Raw genomic sequence first — 22,768 nt, 5'->3', positions numbered from 1 at the left:
GAAACGCCTTTGAACACACGGCTCTCGGACACACACGAGAATGGAGGTCGCCGAGGTCGTCCCCGATTTTGCAGACGCCTTCGCCTTCGACGAGTTCAACCGGATGCAGCGGGAGGCGTTACCCGCGCTGCTGGACTCGGAGGCGAACGTCGTGGCCAGCGCGCCGACCGCGAGCGGGAAGACGGCGCTCGCCGAACTCGCCATCTGCAAGACGCTGGACACGGGCGGGACCGCCCTGTTCATCGCGCCGTTGCGGGCGCTGACGAACGAGAAGGAGGCGGACTGGGACCGGTTCGAGGAGCTCGGGTATTCGGTCTACGTCGTCACGGGCGAGCGGGACCTCAATCCCAGACGGGCGCGCCACGCGGACATCCTCGTGATGACGCCGGAGAAGCTGGACTCGGCGACGCGCAAGCACGACACGGCGCGGTACGACTTCATCACGGACGTCGACGTCTGCGTCATCGACGAGGTGCACCTGCTGGATTCGGATCGCCGGGGTGCGACGCTGGAGGTGACGGTGTCGCGGCTGCGTCGGCTCTGTGACCCCCGAGTCGTCGCGCTGTCGGCGACGATGCCGAACGTCGACGACGTGGCGGCGTGGCTGGACGCACCGCCGGATGCCACGTTCGAGTTCGACGACGAGTACCGGCCGGTGGACCTGAACGCGGGCGTGAAGACGTACACCCACGGCGAGAACTCGTTCGCGGACAAGTACCGCCGTCTCTACCGCGCACTCGACCTCGCCGAGCCCCACCTGAACGAGGACGGGCAGGCGCTCGTGTTCGTCGCGTCGCGCCAGGACACCGTGCAGGCGGCGAAGAAGGCCAGAGACGAGGTGGCCGAGCGCGACGTCGATATGGGCGCACGCGGCGACTACGACTTCCACACGGAGACCCAGCAGCTGGACAACGACACGCTGCGGAACTCCTGCATCGACGGGGTGGCGTTCCACCACGCGGGCCTCTCGAAGAACGACAAGGACCTCGTCGAGGAGTGGTTCAAGCAGGGGAAGCTCCAGCTCCTCTTTTCGACCTCGACGCTGGCGTGGGGCGTGAACATGCCGGCGCGCTGTGTCGTCATCCGGGACACGAAGCTGCACGACCCCCTCGAGGGCGAGGTGGACATGAGCCCGCTCGACGTGCTCCAGATGCTGGGACGTGCGGGGCGGCCGGGCTACGACGACGTGGGCTACGGCTGGGTGGTCTGTGACGCGTCGGACGCGGGGAAGTACCGCCGACTGCTGCGTGAGGGCAAGGAGATCGAGAGCCGGCTGGCGGAGAACCTCGACGCCCACCTCAACGCCGAGATCGCGATGGGGACGGTCCAGGACCTGGACGACGTGATGAGCTGGCTGGAGACCACGTTCTACTACCAGCGCGCCCGGTCGAACCCGGAGGCGTACGGCTTCGAGGACCGCCGCGAACGCGTGCGGACCGTGCTCGAATCGCTCGTGGAGCGCGGCTTCGTCGAGACCGGCGACGACCTCGCCATCGAGTCCACCGGGCTGGGCGTGCTCGCCTCGAAGTTCTACCTCAGACTCGACACCGCAGAGCGGTTCTACGACCTCGCGACGAGCGAGGGCATCGGCGAGAAGGCAGTGCTCGGTGCGGTCGCCACGGCGGCCGAGTTCGACAGCGTGAGCGCGCGCCAGTCCGAGAAGGAGGCCGTCGACGACATGCTCGCGGGGCAGGACACCGGCGACATGGACGCCGGCGCCCGGAAGGTGCTGGCCATCCTCGTCGGCTCGATGAACGGGACGACGCCGGCGGACCTCCGGAGCGACGCCTGGGTCATCAAGCAGAACGCGCTGCGGCTGCTCGCCGCGCTGCAGGCGTTCCTCGACCGGTTCGCCGACCCGCACGCCGCCAACTGCGCCCGTCGCGCCGAGGCCCGCGTCGAGAACGGTGTCGCACCCGACGCGGTCGGCCTGACGGCCATCGACGGCGTCGGCGCGGGCCGGGCCTCGAAGCTGGCGAAGGAGGGCTTCCGCACACCCGGCGACGTGGCCGACGGAGGCCCCGACGCACTCGAAGACGCCGGGCTCTCTGCGGGCGTCGCCGAGCAGGTCCACGAGGGCGCGACGGGACTCCCGAACGTCGCCGTCGAGTGGGGCGAGTTCCCGGACACCGTCGCCCGTGGCGAGAACGAGATGTGCGAGGTGACGGTGCGGAACACCGGCGACGGCGCGAACGCGGGCGTCGAGGTCACCGTCAACGGCGTCGAGATGACCGCCACCGGGACGTATCTCGACGGCGAGGCGACGGTCCCGGTGGGCGTCTTCGGCGCGACCGACGACGTGCTCTCCTACGAGGTGTCCGTCGCGTTCCCGGACCTCCCGCTCGTGCCGGTGACGGCGACGCGGACCGTGCAGGTCACGGACTGACACGACCACGACGGCGCCCTGAACTGTCCACCCGAACCGTTAGTAATCGCCACCGAGAACCCGCCCGTGTGCACCCCGACGACCGCGTGGACGTGCTCCGCTACCCGCCGGAGAGCGACTACGACCCCGTGCAGGCGGTCCCGGCGGGCGAGGGGGCGGAGATCGTCCGGAGCAGACGCGACGACCGCAGGGAACGCCGGGAGCGACGCATCGTCTTCTGGGTCGCGCTCCCGCTCGTCAGCGTGTTCATGACGCTCGGGCCGTCGTCGCTGATCGGGCTGCCGTGGTGGACGCCGCTGGCCGCCGGCGCGGCGTCGCTGTCGCTGTGCTGGTGGCTGTTCACCGTGGTCGACGCGCGACGCGACACCGGCGTCCCCGAACTCGTCGCCACCAACTGTGCCGTCTCGACGGCCCGCAAACGGTGGAACGCCACCGTCCTCGACGCCCGCCCGGTGCCGGAGGGAGACGCCCTCGGTGACGTGGAGCGGTCGGCGGACGACGTCGCCCCCACGACGTGGACGGCGCGCGTTCGCCGGGACGACGAGGTCGAGACCGAGCGTTAGGGCCGGTCGTCCCGTCCGAGCAGCTCGTCGACGGTCGCGAGCAGCGTCTCTGGCGAGTCGACGACGTGGTCGGCCGCGGAGTGGTCGAGACTGTCGTCCGCCCCGGAGACGTACCCGACGCACGTGCAGTCCGCGGCGACGGCCGACGCGATGCCGTGCTCGGAGTCCTCGACGGCGACGCAGCGGTCCGGCTCGACGCCGACGACGTCGGCCGCGTGCTCGTAGATGTCGGGCGCGGGCTTGCCCGGAGCGTCGATGTCCTCGGCGCTGATCCGGGCGTCGAACGCGAGGTCGAAGCGGTCGCGGACCAGGTCGATCCAGTGCTGCGGCGAGGAGGAGACGACCGCCACGGGCACGTCCTGGCGGGCGGCCGGCAACCAGTCCGCGAAGCCGGGCAACAGGGCCGCGTGCTCGGTGTAGATCGCTGCGGCCGTCTCGTCGAAGCGCTCGACCCACGCCGCCTTGCTGACGGCCACGTCGTAGTGCGCGACGAGGTAGTCGTGTATCTCGCGGTAGTTCATCCCGGTTATCTCGCTGGGTTCGACGGTCGCGTCGGGGACCGCCCACGGGAGGATGTCGCGCTCCTCGCGCTCGACCCAGTAGTGCTCGGAGTCGACGAGCACGCCGTCCATGTCCAACAGGACCGCCTCGTGGTGCATACGCTCGCTCGTGCCGCGAGCCGTATCGGTCCGTCGGTCCCCACCGACGCCGCCGTCCGGCTCCGACGGCTGGCACCGTTCGCGCCTGTTTTGTTGCCGATGTCTTCGAGCCGATAATTTTTATACCCGGTAGGGAGGATGGGTGCGTATGGCAACCCAACACGGTCACGCGCGGAGAGCCGGGAACACGGACACGCTGGGGGCGCGAATCGTCGCGTACTTCATCGACAGCATCATCGCCAGCGTCATCGGTGGTGGACTGGCCCTCGTCGGTTTCATCTTCGGCGGTCTTCTCGGGTCGGTGTCCGAGGGACTCGGCGCGCTCGTCATGCTCTTCACCTTCGCCCTCGCGTTCGCCGGCGCGTTCGGCTACAAGGTCTACTTCGAGGCCAACGGCGGCCAGCCCTTCGGCAAGCAGATGATGGACATCAGGGTCGTGATGGACGACGGCGGCGAGTGCACGTGGGGCGCAGCCATCATCCGGAACCTGCTGCTCGGCTTCGAGGGCGGCCTCATCGCCGTCATCGTCATCCTCGTCACCGACGACAACCAGCGCGTCGGTGACCTCCTCGGCAGCACCGTCGTCGTCAAGGCGTAGCCACCCTCCGTCTCTTCGTCGGCGGCCGTCCTGCAGCAGAGCGACGTGACGCGACCACGGTGCCGGCCGAAACCCTTTTCGTCTCACCTGACTCGGTCGAAATCATGGATCACGCACGGTCGGACGCGGTCGCGGCCCGAGACACGGACGTTCTCGGGAGACGGGCGGTCGCGTTCCTCGTCGACAGCGTCGTCATCAGCGTCCTCTTCGTCGCCATCTTGTTTCTTGGGACCGTCATCAGCGGCATCGTCATCGACCTCACCACTGGTGGCCTGGGAGGGATCGTCTTCCTGCTGTTCGTCCTCCTCGCGGTCGTCGTCAGCGTCGGATACAAGATATACCTCGATGCGGAGGGTGGCCAGACCTACGGGAAGCGGCTGATGAACATCGAGGTCATCATGGAGGACGGCAGCGAGTGCACCTGGGGTGCGTCCTACGGCCGGAACTTCGTGCTGGGTATCGAGGGGCTGCTCGGTGGCCTCGTCATCCTCGTCACCGAGAAGGACCAGCGCCTCGGCGACCTGGCCGTCGACACGCTGGTCGTCGCGACCTGACACCGGTCCGCCGCTCCCCACGGTTCAAGTACCGGAACGCGACCAGAGGGGGTATGTCGGACACCCTCCGTCTCTTCGTCGGCGACTGCACGGCAACGTTCGAGAACGGCGACCGCACCGAGCACCGCGGCCAGGTCGCCGTCGTCGTCAAACCCGACGACACCGTCCTCGTCCACGACGCCGACGGCTACCAGCCGGTCGCGTGGCTCACCCGGGCCGACACGGTGGCACTCACCACCAGCGACGGACTGGAGCTGACCGCCCACGACGGCGACCGGACGCTCCGTGTGCGCTCGCACCACCTCCACCTCGCCGGCTCGTACCCCGTCTCCGCCGCCGGCGAGCCCGTCGGTCACTGCCCCGACTGCGACGGCGTCCTCGTCCGGACGACGCGGGCCGTCACCTGCGTCGACTGCGACCGTCGCCACGGCGTCCCTGCCGACGCGACCTGTCACGGCGGCCGCTGTGACTGCGGCCTCCCCCGGATCCGCGTCGAGCGCGGTACGCCCATCGACTGCTGCGTCGACTACACCTGCGAGTCGCTGTTCGACGCCGTCATCGACCGTTTCGACCGTGACTGGGACTGCCCGGACTGCGGCGACGACCTCCGGGTGTTCCGCAAGGGCGGCCTGCTCGTCGGCTGCGACGACTACCCCGACTGCGACACCACCTACAGCTTCCCGTCGGGGAGCGTCGTCGGCGACTGCGGCTGCGGTCTGCCCGTGTTCGAGACGGGCGGTGGCCGGCGGTGCCTCGACTCGGGCTGTGGGCAGTCCGTCGAGCAGACCCAGGTGACGCCAGAGGCCTGAGGTGGGTCGCCGTCGGTGGGTCCATGGGGTCGTTCGAGCCCGGAGGCTCGTCGGGCAGCGCACCGGCGAAGCTGCCGGCCCGGACCGTCACCGCTTTGCGGCGCGGGAGCACAGAATCCCCCATGAACGGACATATCGACGGCGACGTCGTCCGCGTGGGGGGCGACGCCCGTCAGCGGTTCCACGACTCGCGGGGGTACGGCTACCCCACCGGTGGCAACGGGATCGCCCTCGCGCCGGTCGAGGCCGCACACCTGCTCTACCGGGGTGACCTCGACACGGTCGACGGGATGGGCTTCCGGGCGTTCGTCCGCGACGCGACGGGGGACGGCTTCGTCCCGCGGTTCCTCGTGTACGCCGACCTGCGGGAGCGCGGGTTCTACCTCTCACCCGCCCGCGAGGAGTGGCTCCAGTCCGTGCGGGCACCGGACGCGGACCTGGTCGTCTACCCGCGAGGGAAGGCCCCGGGCGACGGCGAGGTCGCCTACAGGGTCCGCGTCGTCGGCGAGCGGCAGTCCATCCGGGCGGCCGACCTCGGGGACTGCGTGCTCGCCGTCGTCGACGAGGAGAGCGAGATCACGTACTTCGAGACGACCACACCCGACCCGTCCGGCACGGCCGACATCGACCTCCAGGCCGGCGTGGACGCCGACCTGCTCGCCGACCGCGTCGTCTGCTGGGGGCCACCGTCGGAGCTGTACGAGTCGGGGTTCTACGGGACGCCGCTCGCGGGGCGTGACGCCGACCACGATGCGCTCCAGCTCTCGCTCGTCGAGGCGGCGTACCTGGCCGAGCGGGGTGTCATCGAGCTCGACGCGGCGACGGTCCGCGAGCGCGGCCGCACCGTCGAGGGCGACCGGTTCGGCCGCCGGCTCCGGACGTACAGCGACCTCCGCGAGCGGCACGTCGTCCCCAAGACCGGGTTCAAGTTCGGCGCGGACTTCCGCACCTACGCCGAGTTCGAGGACATCGACGAGTTCGGCCACTCCGAGCTGCTCGTCCGCGTGCTGCCGTCGGGCCACGTGTTCTCGCCACGCGACCTCTCGCTGGACGTGCGCCTCGCGAACGGCGTCCGCAAGCAGATGGTGTTCGCCGTGGTCGACGAGGGCAACGGCGACCCGCCGGCGTGGCTGCGGGTCGGGCGGTTGACGCCCTGACTCAGGCCGAGAGCGTCTCGATGTCACCGACCGCAGCGAGCCCGCGGAGCCGTGCGTTCGAGAGCCAGTAGGCGCCCAGCCCGAGGATGGAGACGCCGGCACAGCCGAACAGCACCAGCGGGCCGACGACCTCGGTGAGCGTGCCGCCGACGAGCGCACCGACCGGCATCGCCGCCGACGCGGCGCTCCCGAGGACGCTCGACACCCGTCCGACGAGGCGCTCGGGGACGATGGACTGGACGACCGCCGACAGCAGGACGTTCGAGACGCCGATGGGGACGAACGCGACGGTGAACAGCGCCGCGGTCGCAGCCAGCGAGCCGGTGGTCGAGGCGGCGAGCCCCGCGAACCAGAGCACGCCGCTCAGGACGAACGCGAGCGCCGACAGCAGCCCGAACGGACGGTCCTCGAGGCGGGACGCGGCGAGCGCGCCGACCAGCGCACCGACCGAGATGGCCGCCATCAGGGCGCCGTACGCGCCGGAGCCGCCCATGGTGTCGGCGAAGGCGGGCATCGCGGCCATCACGGAGCCACCGGCGGCGAAGTTGACGACCGTCGCCCCGGCGATGATGGGGACGAGGACGGTGCCGCGGACGTAGCCGATGCCCTCTCGGAGGTCGGCGAGGTAGCCGGGGTCGGCCTCGTCGGGGGCGGCCTCGTCGGGGGCGGCCGTGTCGTCGGCGCCGCCGTCGGTCGCAACGGGCGTCGCGTCGTCGGCCGCCGGGGTGCCGCCGCCCTCGACGGGGACGGTGTCATCGTCGTCGTCGTCCGCGCCAGCCGGCGGGACGGTGACGAACGCGAACAGGGTCGCCGCGACGGCGAAGGTGACCGCGTCGACGGTGAACAGCGCGACGGCGCCGACGAGCGCGACGAGGACGCCGCCGAGCGCGTTCGCAACGGTGTCCGTCGCCTGGTAGGCGAGCGAGAACAGCGAGTTCGCACTCACCAGCTCGTCGGCGGCGACGATACGGGGGAGTGCGGCGGCCTGGGCCGGGTAGACCAGCTGGTTCAACAGGGCAAGCAGCGGCATCACGGTCAGGACGAGCCACACCGAGAGGTAGCCGAAGTGTGCGGCGACCGGGAGCGCGGCGATGACGACGCACTGGACGAGCTGTGTGCCGACGAGCAGCCGTCTGATGTTCCAGCGGTCGACGAGCGGCCCGGCGAACGCCTGGAGCGCGCTCGGGCCGAGCACGAGGAAGCCGGCGATGCCGGAGTAGGTCGCGTTCCCCGTGAGGTCGTACACCAGCCACATCGCGGCGACGAAGTAGAGGCTGTCGCCGACGTTCGTGACGACGCGCCCCGCGAACAGCCGGGCGAAGTCGCGGTTCTGGAAGAGTCCTCGCATGGAACGAGAGACGAGGAACTCCCGGATAAACGTAATCAGAATTACATTTCTGTAAGGCCCGGAACAGATGGTTTCTTCGGTAGATCTCCTGACAGTTCAGTCGGTCGCGGGTGCGTCGGTGACCGTGGCATCGCCGTCCACGGCGACCACGTCGAGCGCCTCGTCGACGACGAGCGAGAGCGCGTCGTCCCCCACCGTGACTGTCACCGAGACTCGCATGGGATCCTCGGAGACGACCGCGGGCGTGGCCGTCAGCCAGGGGAGCCGCCACGAGGGCGTCGCACCGATGTCGAGTCCGTGCTCGTGGTAGAAGGCGACGACGGCGGGCTCGTGCACCAGCGCCTCCGGCACGGTCGTCAGCACGATCTCCCCACAGCGCCCGCACTCGTACTGGACGTGGACGTCGGCGGCCTCCGCGAACTTCGCGGCCCGCGAACCGTCGGCAGCAGCGGGCGACAGACTGGCCGCCGTCGGCCCCTGACAGGCCATGCAGAAGCCGCCCGCGACGCCGGCGACCCGCGTTCGGAGCCAGCGGTCGAACAGCACCGGCGCGTCGGCGTGGTCGCGGTCCTCGAACACGCCCGGCGGCACACCCGCCGATGCGACCGCGTAGTCGCAGTCCTGGCAGCCGATGGTCGCCCGCTCGTCCGCGTAGGTGAGCACGACGTCGCCCCCGCAGTCGGGGCACGGGTCGCCCGTCGAGACGGGCTCGTCGAAGCCGCCGGCCTCGTACTGGCCCGCGAGGACGGCCGCGACGACCATCCCGCCGGCCGCCCGGAGCGTGTACCCCTCGTCGGTCTTGCGGACGAAGCGGTCGCAGAGCTTCGTCAGGTGGTAGTTGAACTGCCCCGAGTCGCGGGTGCCGACCCGCTCGCGGAGCTCCGAGAACGGCACCGGACCCTCCCGTGCCGCCACCCACAGCTCGCGGAGAATCGCCACCCGTGTCTCGTTGCCGAGCGTCGCGAAGGCCTCGCCCGGCCCCGCCCAGTCCGCATCGTCCCGTGCGTTCATGTCGAAGGTGACGCGCCGCGTGAATATCGCGTTATCGGCGTCCAGCGGCGCTCCGCCGCCAGCCCTACCCCCGCAACCCCACCGCTCGACGGGCCCGTTCGCGCTCCGCGTCGGTCAGCCGGTACGGTTCGAGCGCCGATTCGAGGTCCCCGAGCGCCGCCCGTCGGCGCTGGTGTTCGGCCAGGAACTCCCCGATGCGGTCCGCCGCGAGCTCCTTCAGCTCGCCGCTGAGCAGTTCGCCCTCACGGTACGCGGCCTCGATTCGCGCGAGCTCGTCGTCGTCGCGCTCGAAGAAGTACCGGAGGTACTGGAACGGCACGTCGACGCTCGGGTCGCCGCCGTGTTCGCGGTGCTCGGCGACGCTCGCACGACCCCCGGTGAACGCGTGTTCGCGGATGACCGCCCGCACGTCGTCCGGGTCGTCGGTCAGCGCGATGGCCGGCGCGTCGTCGCTCGAGGACATCTTCCCCGGCCCGTCGAGCGTCGGGAGGAAGCGCCCGAGCAGCGCGCCCGGCTTCGAGACGGGGAAGCGCTCCTTCGCGGCCACGTCCCGGCACACCCGGACGTGCGGGTCCTGGTCGACCGCGACCGGCACCAGCGTCGGGTGTTCGCCGCGGATCAGCTGGGGCAGGACAAGGTGGGTCGCCTGCACCGCTGGGTAGAACGAGAGCCCGACGTTGTCGGGGTCACCGTACGTCGCGTCGACCGTCGACTGCGTGAGGTGCCGGGCGAGCGCGCTCGCGACCGGGTAGACCACGTCCGCGTCTTCGGTGTCGACGACGATGGTCGTCTTCTCCGGGTCGAAGCCGACCGCGAGCAGGTCCCGGAGGTTCTCGTCGCGGTACGCCGCGATCTCCCCGTAGGTGAGGTCCTTCGCGTAGTACTTCTCGTCGTCCGAGAGCGGGATGAGCACCTCCGCACCGGTGGCGTCCTGCAGCTCCTTCGCGAGGTAGAACACGAGCGCGTGGCCGAGGTGCATCGGACCGGACGGCCCGACGCCGGTGACGATGGAGTGCGTCTCGCCCGCCTCGGCGGCGTCGAGGTACCGGTCGACGCTCCGGCCGGCGTAGTAGATGCGTCGCCGGAGCATCGGGTGGTCGGGGAACCGGGCCACCTGCTCGTCGGTGAGCCGGTCCGCGCCGAAGCGGTCGAGCAGCCGGTCGTAGTCGACCGTGCCCGAGACGTCGTAGGGCGTGACCGTGAACTCGTCGCCGTCGCTGACGTCGTCGGTTGCGTTCGTGTCGTCGTTCGTGTGCTGTGCCGCTGTCGTGGTGTCGTCTGTCGTCATCTGTCGATGGGTGAACCGCTGGCTGGCGAGCGATGCGCGAGAGAACGAGTGAGCACCGCGCCGCCGGCGACCCGGTTACGCCGCGTCGGCGACGAGCGCGATACTGTCCGCTCCCGAGAACTCGTGCCAGCGCCAGGCGGGAGCGGACTGCATACCAGTCCATAGTCGGGCATCGGGTTTCACCGTTTCGGAGTTCTCGGAGCGCTGCACGAGACTTATGCCCACCGAGCGAGCAGACGCGTGATATGTCACGCCCTCCGCAGTTCGTGGCGGCCATCACCGTCCTGGTCGTCACCGCAGTCCTCCTCCCGGCCGTCGGTGTCGGTGCACCGGCCGTCGGTCCCGGCGATTCGGACGAGGTGACGGCGCCGGCGACGGTTGTCGATTCCACCGCCACGCCGACAGCCGAGAACGACACCGCGGTCAGCCTCTGGGCCGGGCCACCGGCACTCGCCGACCGGGTCGACGACGCCGACGACCTGCCGGGCCACGTCGGGGACCTGTCCCGCCGGTCGAACGTCGTCCCGACCAACGCGTCGCTCGTCGTCCGCGTCCGGCTTCCGGGGCTCGACGGGCAGGTCCGGAACGCCACCGGCGCGAACGTCACCGAACGGTTCCTCTCCGTCGCGAACGACCCCGGACTGGAGCTCAGACTCGCGGCCTGGCAGGACGGGCCGATGGCGACGCGGTTCGCTGCACTCTCCCCGGCGAACGCGACGGTCCTCCGCGGTGAGTCCCCCGACTCGTACTACATCGTCGTGCAGCCACGCGACCTCCCCGCGGTTCCAGCCACCGGCGACACCGAGCTGGCGTACGTCGGCAACGGGACCGGCGGGCCGCTCTCGTTCGCCCCCTCACCAGCCGAACTGGACCACGAGCCCCAGGAGTTCGGCTCCGGCCGGCTCTACTTCACGGTGGACTTCGCACACCACGACGGCCCACCCGAGCACAGCCGCCTCGCCCGGGCACCGCCAACGCTGACCGTCGCCCCACGAGCGCCCGGCATCGCGCTCGTGGACAGCGAGACCGCGACGGTCCACGGGACGACCTCGCTTCCGCCCGGAAGCAGCGTCGACGTGCGCGTCGAGACCGCAGACGGGGAGACCGTCGCCACGACGACCGCGACGGTCCACGCGAACAGCTCGGGACCGGAGGTCTGGCCGGGCAGACCGAACGGCTGGTCCGCCAGCATCGACGCCACCGCACTCCCGGAGGACGCCGACCTCTCCGTCGTCGCGACCGTGGACTGGGGCGAGAGCACGGTCACCGAACGGGTCGACACCGCGGTCGTGGCGAACGAGTCCCTCGTCGAGCCGCGACTCCGGATACAGCGCATCTCGAACGACACCGACCCGACGGACCTTCCCGAGTACGTCGGTCTCGACGGTCCGAGCACGCCGACGGTGCTGCTGGGTGACGACCTCGTCGTGACCGTCCAGTCGGCCGTCATCGCCGCCGAGGTCGAGGATGCACCGGGCGACAACCTGACCGGGCGATTCGCGGCGGCCTGGACCGGTGACACGCGGCTCCTGGTGGGCCACGACGCCCGACCTGACCACGGGCCACCGCGGGTGTTCGACCTCGCAGATGCGGGGAACGTCACCGTCGTCGCGGGCGATGCACCGGCGACGTACCACGTGGTTCCGGACCGCTCGACGGCCGACATCTTCCGGGGGGAACCCAGCCCCGAAACGAGGGAGCCACGCCTGGAGTACGTCTACGAGGGGTCGACGTACCTCGTCGGGTTCAACCTGTTCGACGAGTTCGCCCCGGAGCCGGTCGATCTCCCGCCGAACAGGACGACGGCGGTCGACGCGCCGGCGGCCACCATCGGGAACGACATCGGCGGGACGGTCCTGGCCCGGCCGTCCGGGAACGTCACCGTCACCGGTCTCACGTCGCTCCCGTCCTCGGCCCGACTGACCGTCGAACTGGTCGAGACGAACTCCTCGACGGTGGTCGAGCGCGTCCGGACGAATCCGGCCCCCGTCTCGGACTCGGGGGGCGAGTTCGCCGCCCGGTTCGCCGCGACCCTCGCCCACGACACCGAGCCAGGCACCGAGTACGTGGTCCGGGTCACGTGGAACGGACGGACCCTCACCGGGGCGGTCCCGCTCGAGGTCGTCCCCCGCGAGGCGAGCCTGACGTTCGAGAACCAGACCACCCGGTGGGGCGCGTACGTGAACGAGTCGAACCTCACCTATGGCGGGCTCGTCGTCTTCCGGACGGGGAGCGCGGACGGGCCGATCCTCGGGGAGGAGTACGTCCTCCCCGGCGACACCCGCACCGGCATCCAGTTCGAGGACGCCATCGACGAGCCCACGACCGTCGTCGCCGTCGCCTACCGCGACGTGAACGGCAACCGGGAGTTCGATACCGCCGACGAACCGTACCGCCAGAACGGCACACCTGTGACCGATACGGCGGTCCTCCGGCCGCCCGAGGGGACCACGACACCCACAGCCACGCCGACAGCGGTCATCGACACACCCGAGACGACGAACCCCGAACCGACGCCGACCCTCGGGATGGCCGACCCCGGAAACACGGAGGACGGGGGCTCCGTCCCCGGCTTCGGAATCGCCGGGACGCTCGCGGCGCTCGCCGCACTCTGCTCGCTCGTCGTGCGCAGGCGACGGTGAGACGGCCGACCCGTCGGTCTCAGGATAAGAGATTTACCACAGGCAACGGGATGTGAGCCCATGCCACAGTCCCCGCGGACCGCGACAGTGGTGACGCTGCTAGTCGTCACGGCGACGCTCCTCCCCGTCGTCGGCGTCGCCACGGTCGCTCCAGACGCACCGGGCGAGGTGGACAGCCAGACAGAGATCCTCCCGCGCAACGACACCACCATCCGCCTCCACCGGGTTCCGAACGGAACAGACCTGACGGACATTCCCGACCACGTGGGTCTCGACGAGCCGAGCGGTTCCGTCTTGTTCCACGGGGAACGGCTGGTCATCACGGTGCAGTCGCAGGCGCTGGCCGCGAACGTCTCGAACGCGTCTGGGGCGACCCTCACCGAACGGTTCGCGGCCACGCAGCGGAACGGATCGCGGCTCTGGGTGACCCAGACCAACCCGACCCCTGAGCGGGAGCCGAAGGTCGTCGACCTCGCCGACGCCGCGAACATCACCGTCGTCGCGAGCGACCGGCCGGCGACGTACCACGTCGTCGTAGACACCGTGGCCGTCCGAACGGTCCGCGGCGACCCGTCGGATGCCGACCCGCGCCAGACGGACATCGAGCTGGCGGACATTTTCTACGCGGGCTTCGACGGCTTTCCGGACGGTTCCCCGGACGGCGAGATGCCGGCGAACCGGACGATCGGGGTCCCCGCGCCCGTCGTCGGCGTACAAACCGCCCACGGCGACATCGACCGGTGGCTCCAGCCAACCCCCACCGCGACCGTCACCGGGGTGGCAATCCTCCCGGAGTCGCGGCCGGTGACCGTCGAGCTGGTGAACGCCTCGACGGGCGCGCTCGTCGCCAGGGACGGCGCGACCGTCGAACGGGTGGCCGGGGGGCACTCCGGGGAGTACCGCTTCACCGCCAGCCTGAACCTCACCGGCGAGTACGGCGACGGCTACGAGCTCCGCGTCCGGTCGAACGACACCGAACTCGGCGACACGGTCCCTGCAATCGTCCATCCGCGCGAGGCGTCGCTCTCCGTCCGCAACGACACCGCACGGGTGGGAACGACCGTGGAGAACGCGACGCTCTCCTGGGGCGGCTTCGTCGTGCTCCGCGAAGCCGGTGACACCGCCGACGTCCTCGGGACCTCGTCGTACGTCACTCCGGGGACCGAGTCCGAGCAGATCACCGTGGACTTCGACGACGCCATCGACGAGCCCACGACGGTCGTCGCCGTCGCCTACCGCGACGTGGACCGCGACGGCGAGTTCGACGAGGCGGACGAACCCTACCTCGAGAACGGCGAGCCCGTGACCGCGACGGCGGTCATCGAGCCGCCCGAGGGAACGGTCGTGGACACACCGGCAACGACGGCCACGCCGACCAGCACGGCCACGCCGACCACGCCCCCGACGGTCGTCACCCACACGCCCACCACCCGCACCCTCGGGATAGCAGGCACCAGCGACACCGACGACGACGGCCCCGTCCCCGGCTTCGGCGCACTCGGGACGCTGGCAGCGCTCGCGGCGCTCTGTTCGCTCGTCGCGCTCCGGCGGCGCTAGTCAGAACCGCTCGTCGTCCGCGACCACGAACTCGTAGAGCTCGTCGCCGGTGACGTCGATGCCCTGCCGGGAGAAGAACGCCGCGACGTTCCGGCAGTCCCGTTCGAGGAACTCCTGGGCGTTCGGGTGGTGCACGGTGACGGCCTGCCCGAGGTCGATGATCACCAGCTCGCCGTCGTGGATGACCATGTTGTACTCGGAGAGGTCGCCGTGGACCAGCCCGGCGGTGTGGAGCCGGCGCATGTACTCCCGGACGACCTCGTAGGCGGTCTGTGGGTTCTCGACGTTGACCTCGGCGAGGCGCTTCGCGCGGCCCTCCTCCGCGCCGATGTACTCCATGACGAGCACGTTCCGCTCGACGGCGAGGGGGTGCGGGACGCGGACGCCGGCGCGGCGGGCGCGCTGGAGGTTCGCGTACTCCTTGCGCACCCAGGCGATGACGACCTGCGACTTCTTGCCGCCGATGCCCTCGAAGCGGGGGTCGCCGACGAGGTAGTCCCGCATGTCGCGGAAGTCCGAGGCGTTGATGCGGTACACCTTGATGGCGACCTCCGGCGTCTCGGCGCCCAGCTCGTCGGCCGCGTCCGCACCGCCGAGGGCGCTGTAGACGTTGGCCTCCTTGCCCGTCGAGATGGGGCCGCCGAGTGCGTCCACCCAGCCGTCCTGGACGAGCTTGTAGAGGGCGGCGTAGGTGGCGTCGTCGAACACCGACGCCTCGACCTTCAGCGACTCGTTGTCCTTGATGCGCTTTCTGAACTGGTCGAACTTCCGGTCCCGTCGCCGTGCGATGCGGTCGGCCTCGGTGTCGGTGACGTCGATGGCCTCCCACTCGTCGCCCGGCTCGTCGACGGCCTCCGGTTCCACCAGTCCGTACTCGTCGCTCATCTACGGCAGGATAACGTGACGGACGGGTAAAAGGGTGGGTATCCCGGGACGGGCGCTCAGATGTGCCCCTCTTCGCGGAGCTGGTCGGCGTCCTGCTTGTCGTAGCGCCACGTGATGTCGGCCTTCTCGTCCTGCCAGTCCCACGGCTCCACCAGCACCACGTCGTCCTCCCGGATCCAGACGCGCTTCTGCATCTTGCCCGGAATCCGGGCCGTGCGCTCTGTCCCGTCGGCACAACGGACACGGACCCGGTTCGCACCGAGCATGTTCGTCACGGTCGCGAACACCTCGTCGTCCTCCGGCATACGCAGGTTGCGTCGGCCGCCGCCGTCGTTGTCGCTCATGTGTCCCCGTATGGATGCCGACACTTTTAAACGGTCTGGAAACTCTGCCTGTCACTCCGAACCACGGTGTTTAATCGGCTCGGGGCTGGACTGACGGGTATGGCCGCCGACATGGGCTCCGGCTCGTCCGGACCGACGAAGTACGCGAAGATGCTCGGGATCTCCGGCGCTATCGGATTCCTGTTCGTCCTCGCAGGTATCGGGATGATCGGCTTCTTCGGCTCGCTCGAACTCGCCGCCGGCTTCGCGCTCGTCATCGCGGGTCTCGGGCTGCTGCTGAAGGCGCTCGTGAGCAACGCGCTCGGGATGCTCGGGATGGGCGGGATGTTCTGAATTCGGTGTCTTCGCGGCGAGATTCCGAAGAAAACGGTTGTGACGGCAAGAGGGTGGGAAACAGCTCGAAAGCCCCTGCTGTTTGTCGGTACTCGTAACGCTCCAAACAGCCAGAAAGCCCCTGCTCGCTCGACTCCCGCGGCTCGTTGCGCACCTCGTACCTGCGGTGCTCACGTCGCCGAGGTTCGTCGAGCGAGCAGCCCCTTTCAGTCCCACCGACCGCGACCGCAACGCACCTCATACCTCCCCAGCCTCCTGCGATGCTCACTCCGTTGCGCTTCTCGTCCCTCGCACGAGCGTCTGCTCACGGCCTCACTTCGTTCGGCACGCTCGCGGGTCGCGCGCCACCCGGCTGGTGGGGTTTCGTCGTGGCTGAAAACAGCAATCCGACGACAGGGGACGTTAAAACGCGTTGCTGCCGGCCTCGTCCGCCCGGTGCTCGCTGATGAGGCGGTCGACCATCTCCGATTTCTGGTCCTTCTTGCGCTCCTCGGCGCGTGCCTCCCAGTCGTCGATGACGGCCTCGACGTCCTCCTCGCGGGCGACGGCGAGCTCGTCGACCTCCTGCATCGCCACGTCGTCCGCGGGGCCGACCGGGATCTCGTGCTCGAACAGCACCTCGTCGGCGACGTCCGAGAGCCCGCCCTCCTTGAGGACGACGCGGGGGTCGTGTGCGGCGAGCTTCTCCGCCGTGGAGCGGCCGGCGCCGGAGGCGTCGCGGAGGTAGACCACGTCGTCGCGAGCGAGCCCGTAGCTGTCGTGGGCGTCGTCGATGGCGTCCCTGGTGAACTTGGCGACGGGTTTGACCGGGACGAGCCCGCGTTTCTTCTCCTCGACGTCGGCGAAGTTGGAGTGGTCGAGCTTCCAGAGCTCCTTCAGCCGGGCGAGCTTGCCCTCCAGCTCCTCGATGGTCTCCTCGCGGTCCGCGACGTCGCGTTCGAGCGCGTTGTTCCGACGCTCCAGCCGGGTGACGGTCCGGCGTTCCCGGGCCTCTCGGCGCTCCTTACGGCGGGCCTCGGAAAGCTCGGCTTCGAGCTCGTCGATGCGGGACTCCTTCTCCGCAACGGTCTCCTGGAGCTCGTCGACGTGGGACTGGAGGCGCTCGACCTGTCGTTCGAGGTCCCGGATGCGCTTCTCCTCGGCGGACAGCTCGCGCGGTTCGTGCTCGTGGTCGTCCTCCGCCGGCGCCTCGTCCTCCTCGACGAGGTCGGAGACGACGGCCTCGACGCTCCCGTCGCCGGCGAGCACGCGCTCGATGACGACCCCGCGGTCGAGCGTCGGCGGCGTCTTCCGGGCGATGCGGGCGAACTGGTCCTCGTGGTCGTCGAAGGCGAAGAGCGCGGCCGCGAGGGCGTCGCGCTCGTGGTCGTTGTCGTAGCCAGTCTCGCGGGTCCGGTGCTGCTTCTCGTCGACCGGCAGGTCGGAGTGCGGAATCCACGGCGCGGCGTCGAAGCTCCGGCGGACCTTCTCGACGGTCTCTGGCATCGGCTCCACGTCGGCGGCGACGACGACCGGCCGGCCGCGCTCGATGATCCACTCGATGACGGCGGCGGTGTCCGCCGTTCTGGTCGAGAGCACGTCGTGGACCTCCCCGTCGAGCGAGACGACGGCGACCGCCGTCGTCGTGCCGGGGTCCATCCCGACGATGACGTGGTCGCGGCGTTTCGCGAGGGGTTCGAACTCGATGCCGTCGCGTCGCTCCCGCTCGATCTCGACCCGCGTGTCGCCCGACCGCCCGCGCGAGACGGGGATGTCGGCGGGGTGGGCGTCGACGGTGAAGACGGCGTTGGCGTAGCCGCCGTACTTCTCGGTGACGTCGCGCTCGTAGTCCAGTCCGGCGTCGTCCAGCTTCGAGGCGACATCCCGCGAGCGCGTCTTGACGTTGCCGTGGATGCGCCGGGTGTAGCGGTCCTGACTCCAGCCGCCACTGCCGGTCGAGCGGCCGCGGGAGACCTTCACCGTCGTCGTGTCGGTGAAGGCGCTGACCTCGTAGCCGACGTTCGCGGCGGCGAGTCTGGCGGCGGCCTCGGCCTCCTTCATCGGGTCCTTGCCGTAGGGGACGCCGTGACGGGAGGCGACGCGAGAGAGTGGTTCGGGCTGTTCGTCGCCTGTCACCTGCACGAGCCGTGTCTCGTCGGGCAGACTGCCGAGGAAGTGCACGAGGGCGTCCTTGTCCTCGGCGAGTTCGTACATGTTGTCGGTGGCGACGATGGTCGGCTCCTCGTCGTCGATGCGGCGGCGGAGCTTCCGGTACGTGACGACGTCGCGCTCCACGGACTCGCCGTCGAACACGACGAGCGCGTAGGACGGGGCGTCCCCCCGGACGTCCCCGCTCTGGATGTCCACGCCGAACACAACCGCGTCGAGGGCCGTGGTACGAGCGCTCACAGGCGGGCGTTGGGGCGGTGCGGCTATAAAATCCGCGGGGGACCCGAAGATTGAAGTATTGGTGTAAAGTGCGCTTTACTGTAAAGGAGGCTTTACACAAATGCCCCAGACCGACACCATCGACCCCGCTACCGAGACCACGTACCGACGCCTGCACGCCGCCCTCTGGCTCTGCTCGGGGATCTCGCTGGGTGGGCTCATCGTCGCCGGCTACCCCCTCCTGGGCGTCGGCGCGTTCGCGGCGTGCGCCGTCGGCGCGGTCGCCGTGCTCCGGCGCTACAGCGGGCCGCTGTTCGACGAGCGCGACCAGCGGATCCACGAGGCCGCCAGCGAGCGGACCATCACCATCCTCGGACTGACCTCCGCGGCCGTCTTCCCGACGGTGACCGCGCTCTGGGCGCTCGACGTCGTCGCGTGGCCGCTGTGGCTCACGCCCATCGCCTTCTTCGTCGCCGCCCTCTCGCTCGTCCACGGGGGCAGCCTCGCCTACGAGCGACGATGGGCATAACGAACCGCGTCCGCGAGCGCCGCGAGGCCCGCGGGATGACACAGGGCGAACTCGCCGCCGCGGTCGACGTGACCAGACAGAGCATCAACGCCATCGAACGCGGCCGCTACGACCCGAGCCTCGAACTCGCGCTCAAGCTCGCCGAGGAGTTCGACTGTTCGGTCGAGCAGCTGTTCGAGCTGGAGGAGTAGCCCGCGTCGCCCTCCCCCCGACTCAGTACAGGTCGCCGCGCGCGACCGGCACGACCCGGCCGCCGACCTGTACCTCGATGTCCTCTTCTCCAGCACGTTCCTCGGCGCGGAGGTGGAGCAGCGACGGCCGCCCCATCTCGTAGCCCTGCTCGACGACCGCGTCCAGCGGCCCGTCGCGGTGCCGGACCAGATAGCCGGCCAGACAGCCGTTCGACGAGCCCGTCGCCGGGTCCTCCGGCACGCCGTAGAACGGCGAGAACACGCGGTCGGCGTAGTCGTGGACCGGGGCACGGGGGTCCGGACAGAACGCCAGCACGTTCTTGCCGTCGTGGTCGCCAGTCAGTGCTTCGTAGCCGTCGCGGTCGACGTCGATACGTTCGAGCGCATCGCGGTCCCGAAGCGGGACGACGACCGTCGGGAGCCCTGTCGACACCCACTGGACGGGGAGGTCCTCGCGCACGTCCTCGGGTTGGAGGCCGAGCGCCGTGGCGGCCGTCTCCCGGGCGAACGTCTCCCCGAACTCGGGGGGCTGCTGGGTCATCCAGTACAGGGGATCGTCGCCGTCTCCCTCGACGCGGACCGGCACGTCGCCCACTTCGAGGTGGAGAGTGACCGGGTCGGGGGCGTCGGCGGCGAGGTGCTCGCGGACGACCGCGGCCGTCCCGAGCGTCGGGTGGCCCGCGAACGGGATCTCGCTGTTCGGCGTGAAGATGCGTACGTCCCAGCCGTCGTCGTCTCGGCCGGTGACGAACGTCGTCTCCGAGTAGTTCATCTCGTTCGCGATGGCCTGCATCTCGTCGGTCGAGAGGTCGCCCGCGTCGGCGACGACGGCGAGCTGGTTCCCGGCGTACCGCTCCGTGGCGAACACGTCGCAGAGGTGGAAGACGTGGGACACGGCACTGTGTGCGGACGGCATCGTGAAAAGCGGATGTGTTCCGTGTGAGTCGCCCCCACAGTCGCGTGTCGCTCACTCCCCGTCGGGATACGGGATCTCGACGGTGTCGCCGTCGTCCGGGATCAGCAGTTCGCCATCGAACGACTCCCGGGCCTCCGTCCGGTGCAGTTCGACGTCGTTGGCGTACCGGGAGGAGATGTGCGTCAGCGCCAGCCGCTTCGCGCCGGCGCGCTGGGCGATGCGGCCGGCCTGCTTCGCCGTCGAGTGGCCGGTCTGACCGGCGCGGTCGCGGCGGTCCTCCGCGAACGTCGCGTCGTGGACCAGCAGGTCGGCGTCCGCGGCGGCCTCGACGGTGGCGTCGACGGGCGTGGTGTCTCCCGTGTAGACGACCCGCCGGCCGGGGCGAGGATCGCCGACGACCTGGTCCGGTGTGACGACCGTACCGTCGTCGAGTTCGACCGCGTTTCCGTCGTGGAGTGCCGAGAACTTCGGCCCGACCGGGACGCCGAGCTCCTCGGCGTGCTCGCGGTCGAACCGGCCCTTCCGGTCGTCCTCGACGAGCGCGTAGCCGACGGCCGTGGTCCGGTGCTCGACGTCGAACGCGCGAATCTCGTACTCGTCGCGGCTGAGAGCCACGTCGCCGGCACTCACCTCGTGGACGCGGACCGGGAACGACGGGCGCGCACCGGTCGCGCTGACCAGGTTCTCGACGAGCGACCGCTCGCCGGGTGGGCAGTGGATGGCGAGTGCGGCGTCGCGCTCGTTGAAGTCCATCGTCTGGACCAGACCCGGGATGCCCAGCACGTGGTCGCCGTGGGTGTGCGTGACGAAGATGTGGTCCACCGAGAAGCCGGTCCCGAAGCGCATCATCTGGCGCTGGGTCCCTTCGCCGCAGTCGAAGAGGAAGCCGTCACCCTCGCGCTGGCAGTAGATGGCGGTGGGGTTGCGCTGGGTGGTCGGCACGGCCCCGCTGGTCCCGAGGAAGGTCACGCGCATCGACATGGTACACCGTCCGCCGGGGACCGGTAAACCGGTGTCGAAACGGTCGACCCACAGTTGAAACCGTTCACGACCGTTCAGAACCGCCAATCCGGTTGAATCCGACCAAATTCTTCGCAACCGAGTTCCCGGTTTATGCCCCCGGAGCCGTCAGGGACATTCACGATGTCACGACCCAATGCACTGCTCGCAATCGCACTGGCCGCCCTCCTCGTGACCGCCGGCTGCATCGGCGGGATCACCGGCAGCGGGGACGGCGCGAACACGAACGACGGCGACGAGGCAAGCGTGTCGTTCTACGTGAGCGACCGCCCGGGCGCGATCGACCAGTTCGAACACCTCAACGTCACCATCACGTCGGTCGGCTTCCACCAGGCCGACGCCGACGGTGACGACTCCGAGGAGAGCGATGGCGACGACTCCGACGACAGCGACGTCGAGAACGAGACCACCGACACCGAGTCCCTCGAGGACGCGAACGAGACGGCCACCACGAACGCGACCACCGAGGCTCCGGAGACGGAGACCGACGACGCGGACAACAGCACCGACACCGAGAGCGACGACGGCGACGACGCAGACGACACCGACGAGGACGACTCCGAGACCGAGGACGACTCCGAGACCGAGGACGACAGCGAACCCGGCAGCGAGTCCGAGGGCTGGGTCACGCACGAGGTCGACAACCGCACCGTCGACCTGACCGAGTTGCAGGGCGCGAACGCCTCCCGCCTCGCCGACTTCAACGTCAGCGCAGGCGAGTACGACCGGGTGTTCGTCCACGTCAGCGACGTGCAGGGGACCCTGGAGAACGGCGAGCAGGTCGACGTCCAGCTCCCGAGCGACAAGCTCCAGATCAACAAGCAGTTCACCGCCGAATCCGGCTCGAACCTGAGCTTCGTGTTCGACATCATGGTCCACGAAGCCGGCAACTCCGGGCAGTACATCCTCCGCCCGGTCGTCAGCGAGTCCGGTACCGGTGACCAGGTCGAGATCGACGACGTCGACGCGGACGACGATGAGCGTGGCCCGCCGGAGGATGCGGGTCCCGAGAACGACGATGACGATAGCGACTCCGACGACTCCGAGGACGGCGACGACAGCGACGACAGCGACCTCGAACTCGCCGTCGACGGCCAGGTCCGCGCCGGCGAGACGGTGACGCTGACCGTCACCGGGAACGACGACCAGGCGGTCGCCAACGCCTCCGTCAGCGTCGACGGGGAGACGGTCGGCACCACCGACGCGGACGGCACCATCCAGCTCACCGTGCCCGACGACGCCGAGGAGCTCGAGGTGACCGTCACGACGGACGACGCCGAGGGCGAGACCTCGTGGCCGGTCCGCGGCACCGGTGGACAGGGCAGCCTGACGCTCCCGTTCTGACCACCGCGCGACCGACCACCACTTATTTACACGCCGAGGAAGCGCGATTGATTCAGCGGACCCCCGTTTTCGTCACGGTTAACGAGCGCGTTAACTGGATCCAGGGACGGTTCTCTCGACCGCGAGACCGTTTCCCAACTAATGGAAATGTCCATTAGAAGCCCCAGGAGAGGAGATTTCGTTCGTTCCATGTGACCGTGCAACGAGGAATGACGAGCGAGTGGCCAGACCCGGCCACCGATGTACTGACCTGTCCCTCATCCAGAC

21 protein-coding genes are annotated in these 22,768 nt (G+C 69.8%); 12 read left to right on the top strand and 9 right to left on the bottom strand.

Features of this window, described 5'->3' with window-relative positions; translation table 11 throughout:
- Positions 1-40: 40 nt before the first annotated feature.
- On the top strand, positions 41-2,386 hold the full coding sequence (locus ACSG06_RS11935; RefSeq protein WP_440990507.1) for a DEAD/DEAH box helicase: 2,346 nt from the start codon (positions 41-43) through the stop codon (positions 2,384-2,386).
- Positions 2,387-2,454: 68 nt separating this feature from the next.
- A complete protein-coding gene (locus tag ACSG06_RS11930; RefSeq protein WP_440990506.1) occupies positions 2,455-2,949 on the top strand; it encodes a hypothetical protein in 495 nt (164 codons plus the stop codon).
- On the opposite strand, the gene ACSG06_RS11925 is transcribed toward ACSG06_RS11930, so the two are convergent.
- Positions 2,946-3,608, bottom strand: a complete 663-nt coding sequence (locus ACSG06_RS11925) for an HAD family hydrolase (protein WP_440990505.1) — start codon at positions 3,606-3,608, stop codon at positions 2,946-2,948. The two genes, ACSG06_RS11930 and ACSG06_RS11925, sit on opposite strands and share 4 nt — an antisense overlap.
- Before the next feature lie 148 nt (positions 3,609-3,756).
- Between ACSG06_RS11925 and ACSG06_RS11920 the strand changes: the two genes are divergently transcribed.
- The 4 genes from ACSG06_RS11920 (at position 3,757) to endA (ending at position 6,726) form a co-directional block, all read left to right on the top strand.
- Entirely contained in the window at positions 3,757-4,206 is a 450-nt protein-coding gene (locus tag ACSG06_RS11920; protein WP_440990504.1) for an RDD family protein, read from the top strand.
- A 104-nt stretch (positions 4,207-4,310) separates the two neighbouring features.
- On the top strand, positions 4,311-4,760 hold the full coding sequence (locus tag ACSG06_RS11915) for an RDD family protein (protein WP_440990503.1): 450 nt from the start codon (positions 4,311-4,313) through the stop codon (positions 4,758-4,760).
- Between the two features lie 53 nt (positions 4,761-4,813).
- The gene (locus tag ACSG06_RS11910) at positions 4,814-5,569 is read left to right on the top strand and encodes a topoisomerase DNA-binding C4 zinc finger domain-containing protein (RefSeq protein WP_440990502.1); all 756 of its coding nucleotides are present in this window, start codon (positions 4,814-4,816) and stop codon (positions 5,567-5,569) included.
- Between the two features lie 122 nt (positions 5,570-5,691).
- Positions 5,692-6,726 carry a tRNA-intron lyase gene (gene endA, locus ACSG06_RS11905; RefSeq protein WP_440990501.1) on the top strand — a complete coding sequence of 345 codons (1,035 nt, stop codon included), beginning with the start codon at positions 5,692-5,694 and terminating at the stop codon, positions 6,724-6,726.
- A gap of 1 nt (position 6,727) precedes the next feature.
- Here endA and ACSG06_RS11900 read toward each other — a convergent pair whose 3' ends face one another.
- The 3 genes from ACSG06_RS11900 to ACSG06_RS11890 all read right to left on the bottom strand — a co-directional run bounded on the left by ACSG06_RS11900 (position 6,728) and on the right by ACSG06_RS11890 (position 10,373).
- Positions 6,728-8,074, bottom strand: a complete 1,347-nt coding sequence (locus tag ACSG06_RS11900; RefSeq protein ID WP_440990500.1) for an MFS transporter — start codon at positions 8,072-8,074, stop codon at positions 6,728-6,730.
- A 96-nt stretch (positions 8,075-8,170) separates the two neighbouring features.
- Positions 8,171-9,085, bottom strand: a complete 915-nt coding sequence (locus ACSG06_RS11895) for a DUF7351 domain-containing protein (RefSeq protein WP_440990499.1) — start codon at positions 9,083-9,085, stop codon at positions 8,171-8,173.
- A 64-nt stretch (positions 9,086-9,149) separates the two neighbouring features.
- Positions 9,150-10,373, bottom strand: coding sequence for a tryptophan--tRNA ligase (locus ACSG06_RS11890; RefSeq protein ID WP_440990498.1), 1,224 nt, complete (start codon positions 10,371-10,373; stop codon positions 9,150-9,152).
- A 245-nt stretch (positions 10,374-10,618) separates the two neighbouring features.
- Here ACSG06_RS11890 and ACSG06_RS11885 point away from each other — a divergent pair, with 245 nt between their 5' ends.
- Together ACSG06_RS11885 and ACSG06_RS11880 are read left to right on the top strand one after the other, a co-directional pair.
- Positions 10,619-13,015 carry a DUF7282 domain-containing protein gene (locus ACSG06_RS11885; protein ID WP_440990497.1) on the top strand — a complete coding sequence of 799 codons (2,397 nt, stop codon included), beginning with the start codon at positions 10,619-10,621 and terminating at the stop codon, positions 13,013-13,015.
- A gap of 60 nt (positions 13,016-13,075) precedes the next feature.
- The gene (locus tag ACSG06_RS11880) at positions 13,076-14,572 is read left to right on the top strand and encodes a DUF7282 domain-containing protein (protein WP_440990496.1); all 1,497 of its coding nucleotides are present in this window, start codon (positions 13,076-13,078) and stop codon (positions 14,570-14,572) included.
- Here the strand turns inward: ACSG06_RS11880 and rio1 are convergent, their stop codons facing one another.
- Positions 14,573-15,457 (bottom strand): serine/threonine-protein kinase Rio1, encoded by an 885-nt coding sequence (gene rio1 / locus ACSG06_RS11875; protein WP_440990495.1) that lies wholly within the window; start codon positions 15,455-15,457, stop codon positions 14,573-14,575.
- 56 nt (positions 15,458-15,513) lie between these two features.
- Complete coding sequence (gene eif1A, locus ACSG06_RS11870) at positions 15,514-15,801, bottom strand: translation initiation factor eIF-1A (protein WP_257299479.1); 288 nt, start codon at positions 15,799-15,801, stop codon at positions 15,514-15,516.
- 99 nt (positions 15,802-15,900) lie between these two features.
- Between eif1A and ACSG06_RS11865 the strand changes: the two genes are divergently transcribed.
- On the top strand, positions 15,901-16,134 hold the full coding sequence (locus tag ACSG06_RS11865; RefSeq protein ID WP_440990494.1) for a DUF7470 family protein: 234 nt from the start codon (positions 15,901-15,903) through the stop codon (positions 16,132-16,134).
- Positions 16,135-16,536: 402 nt separating this feature from the next.
- Here ACSG06_RS11865 and ACSG06_RS11860 read toward each other — a convergent pair whose 3' ends face one another.
- Positions 16,537-18,522, bottom strand: coding sequence for a DUF460 domain-containing protein (locus tag ACSG06_RS11860; RefSeq protein ID WP_440990493.1), 1,986 nt, complete (start codon positions 18,520-18,522; stop codon positions 16,537-16,539).
- A 100-nt stretch (positions 18,523-18,622) separates the two neighbouring features.
- On the opposite strand from ACSG06_RS11860, the gene ACSG06_RS11855 reads away from it, so the two are divergent.
- Together ACSG06_RS11855 and ACSG06_RS11850 are read left to right on the top strand one after the other, a co-directional pair.
- Complete coding sequence (locus ACSG06_RS11855) at positions 18,623-19,030, top strand: DUF2178 domain-containing protein (protein WP_440990492.1); 408 nt, start codon at positions 18,623-18,625, stop codon at positions 19,028-19,030.
- Positions 19,027-19,221 carry a helix-turn-helix transcriptional regulator gene (locus ACSG06_RS11850; RefSeq protein ID WP_440991428.1) on the top strand — a complete coding sequence of 65 codons (195 nt, stop codon included), beginning with the start codon at positions 19,027-19,029 and terminating at the stop codon, positions 19,219-19,221. Before ACSG06_RS11855 ends, ACSG06_RS11850 begins: the two co-directional genes overlap by 4 nt.
- A gap of 22 nt (positions 19,222-19,243) precedes the next feature.
- Here the strand turns inward: ACSG06_RS11850 and ACSG06_RS11845 are convergent, their stop codons facing one another.
- Positions 19,244-20,116: a PhzF family phenazine biosynthesis protein gene (locus tag ACSG06_RS11845; RefSeq protein WP_440990491.1), complete on the bottom strand. Its 873-nt coding sequence runs from the start codon at positions 20,114-20,116 to the stop codon at positions 19,244-19,246.
- Between the two features lie 72 nt (positions 20,117-20,188).
- Positions 20,189-21,118, bottom strand: coding sequence for a ribonuclease Z (rnz, locus tag ACSG06_RS11840; protein WP_440990490.1), 930 nt, complete (start codon positions 21,116-21,118; stop codon positions 20,189-20,191).
- 162 nt (positions 21,119-21,280) lie between these two features.
- Here rnz and ACSG06_RS11835 point away from each other — a divergent pair, with 162 nt between their 5' ends.
- The gene (locus tag ACSG06_RS11835) at positions 21,281-22,501 is read left to right on the top strand and encodes a DUF4382 domain-containing protein (protein ID WP_440990489.1); all 1,221 of its coding nucleotides are present in this window, start codon (positions 21,281-21,283) and stop codon (positions 22,499-22,501) included.
- Positions 22,502-22,768: the final 267 nt, after the last annotated feature.

This window comes from Haloarchaeobius baliensis (assembly GCF_052060055.1).
GTDB lineage: Archaea > Halobacteriota > Halobacteria > Halobacteriales > Natrialbaceae > Haloarchaeobius > Haloarchaeobius baliensis.
The sequence above is the reverse complement of the archived record's forward strand: the minus strand, read 5'-3'. Positions and strand labels throughout refer to the sequence as shown.

Bases quoted from the DNA above. Each gene is read 5' to 3' on its own strand.
- ACSG06_RS11935 (WP_440990507.1), top strand. From the start codon at position 41: ATGGAGGTCGCCGAGGTCGTCCCCGATTTTGCAGACGCCTTCGCCTTC.
- ACSG06_RS11925 (WP_440990505.1), bottom strand. From the start codon at position 3,608: ATGCACCACGAGGCGGTCCTGTTGGACATGGACGGCGTGCTCGTCGAC.
- ACSG06_RS11920 (WP_440990504.1), top strand. From the start codon at position 3,757: ATGGCAACCCAACACGGTCACGCGCGGAGAGCCGGGAACACGGACACG.
- ACSG06_RS11915 (WP_440990503.1), top strand. From the start codon at position 4,311: ATGGATCACGCACGGTCGGACGCGGTCGCGGCCCGAGACACGGACGTT.
- ACSG06_RS11910 (WP_440990502.1), top strand. From the start codon at position 4,814: ATGTCGGACACCCTCCGTCTCTTCGTCGGCGACTGCACGGCAACGTTC.
- endA (WP_440990501.1), top strand. From the start codon at position 5,692: ATGAACGGACATATCGACGGCGACGTCGTCCGCGTGGGGGGCGACGCC.
- ACSG06_RS11900 (WP_440990500.1), bottom strand. From the start codon at position 8,074: ATGCGAGGACTCTTCCAGAACCGCGACTTCGCCCGGCTGTTCGCGGGG.
- ACSG06_RS11895 (WP_440990499.1), bottom strand. From the start codon at position 9,085: ATGAACGCACGGGACGATGCGGACTGGGCGGGGCCGGGCGAGGCCTTC.
- ACSG06_RS11890 (WP_440990498.1), bottom strand. From the start codon at position 10,373: ATGACGACAGACGACACCACGACAGCGGCACAGCACACGAACGACGAC.
- ACSG06_RS11885 (WP_440990497.1), top strand. From the start codon at position 10,619: ATGTCACGCCCTCCGCAGTTCGTGGCGGCCATCACCGTCCTGGTCGTC.
- ACSG06_RS11880 (WP_440990496.1), top strand. From the start codon at position 13,076: ATGCCACAGTCCCCGCGGACCGCGACAGTGGTGACGCTGCTAGTCGTC.
- rio1 (WP_440990495.1), bottom strand. From the start codon at position 15,457: ATGAGCGACGAGTACGGACTGGTGGAACCGGAGGCCGTCGACGAGCCG.
- eif1A (WP_257299479.1), bottom strand. From the start codon at position 15,801: ATGAGCGACAACGACGGCGGCGGCCGACGCAACCTGCGTATGCCGGAG.
- ACSG06_RS11865 (WP_440990494.1), top strand. From the start codon at position 15,901: ATGGCCGCCGACATGGGCTCCGGCTCGTCCGGACCGACGAAGTACGCG.
- ACSG06_RS11855 (WP_440990492.1), top strand. From the start codon at position 18,623: ATGCCCCAGACCGACACCATCGACCCCGCTACCGAGACCACGTACCGA.
- rnz (WP_440990490.1), bottom strand. From the start codon at position 21,118: ATGTCGATGCGCGTGACCTTCCTCGGGACCAGCGGGGCCGTGCCGACC.
- ACSG06_RS11835 (WP_440990489.1), top strand. From the start codon at position 21,281: ATGTCACGACCCAATGCACTGCTCGCAATCGCACTGGCCGCCCTCCTC.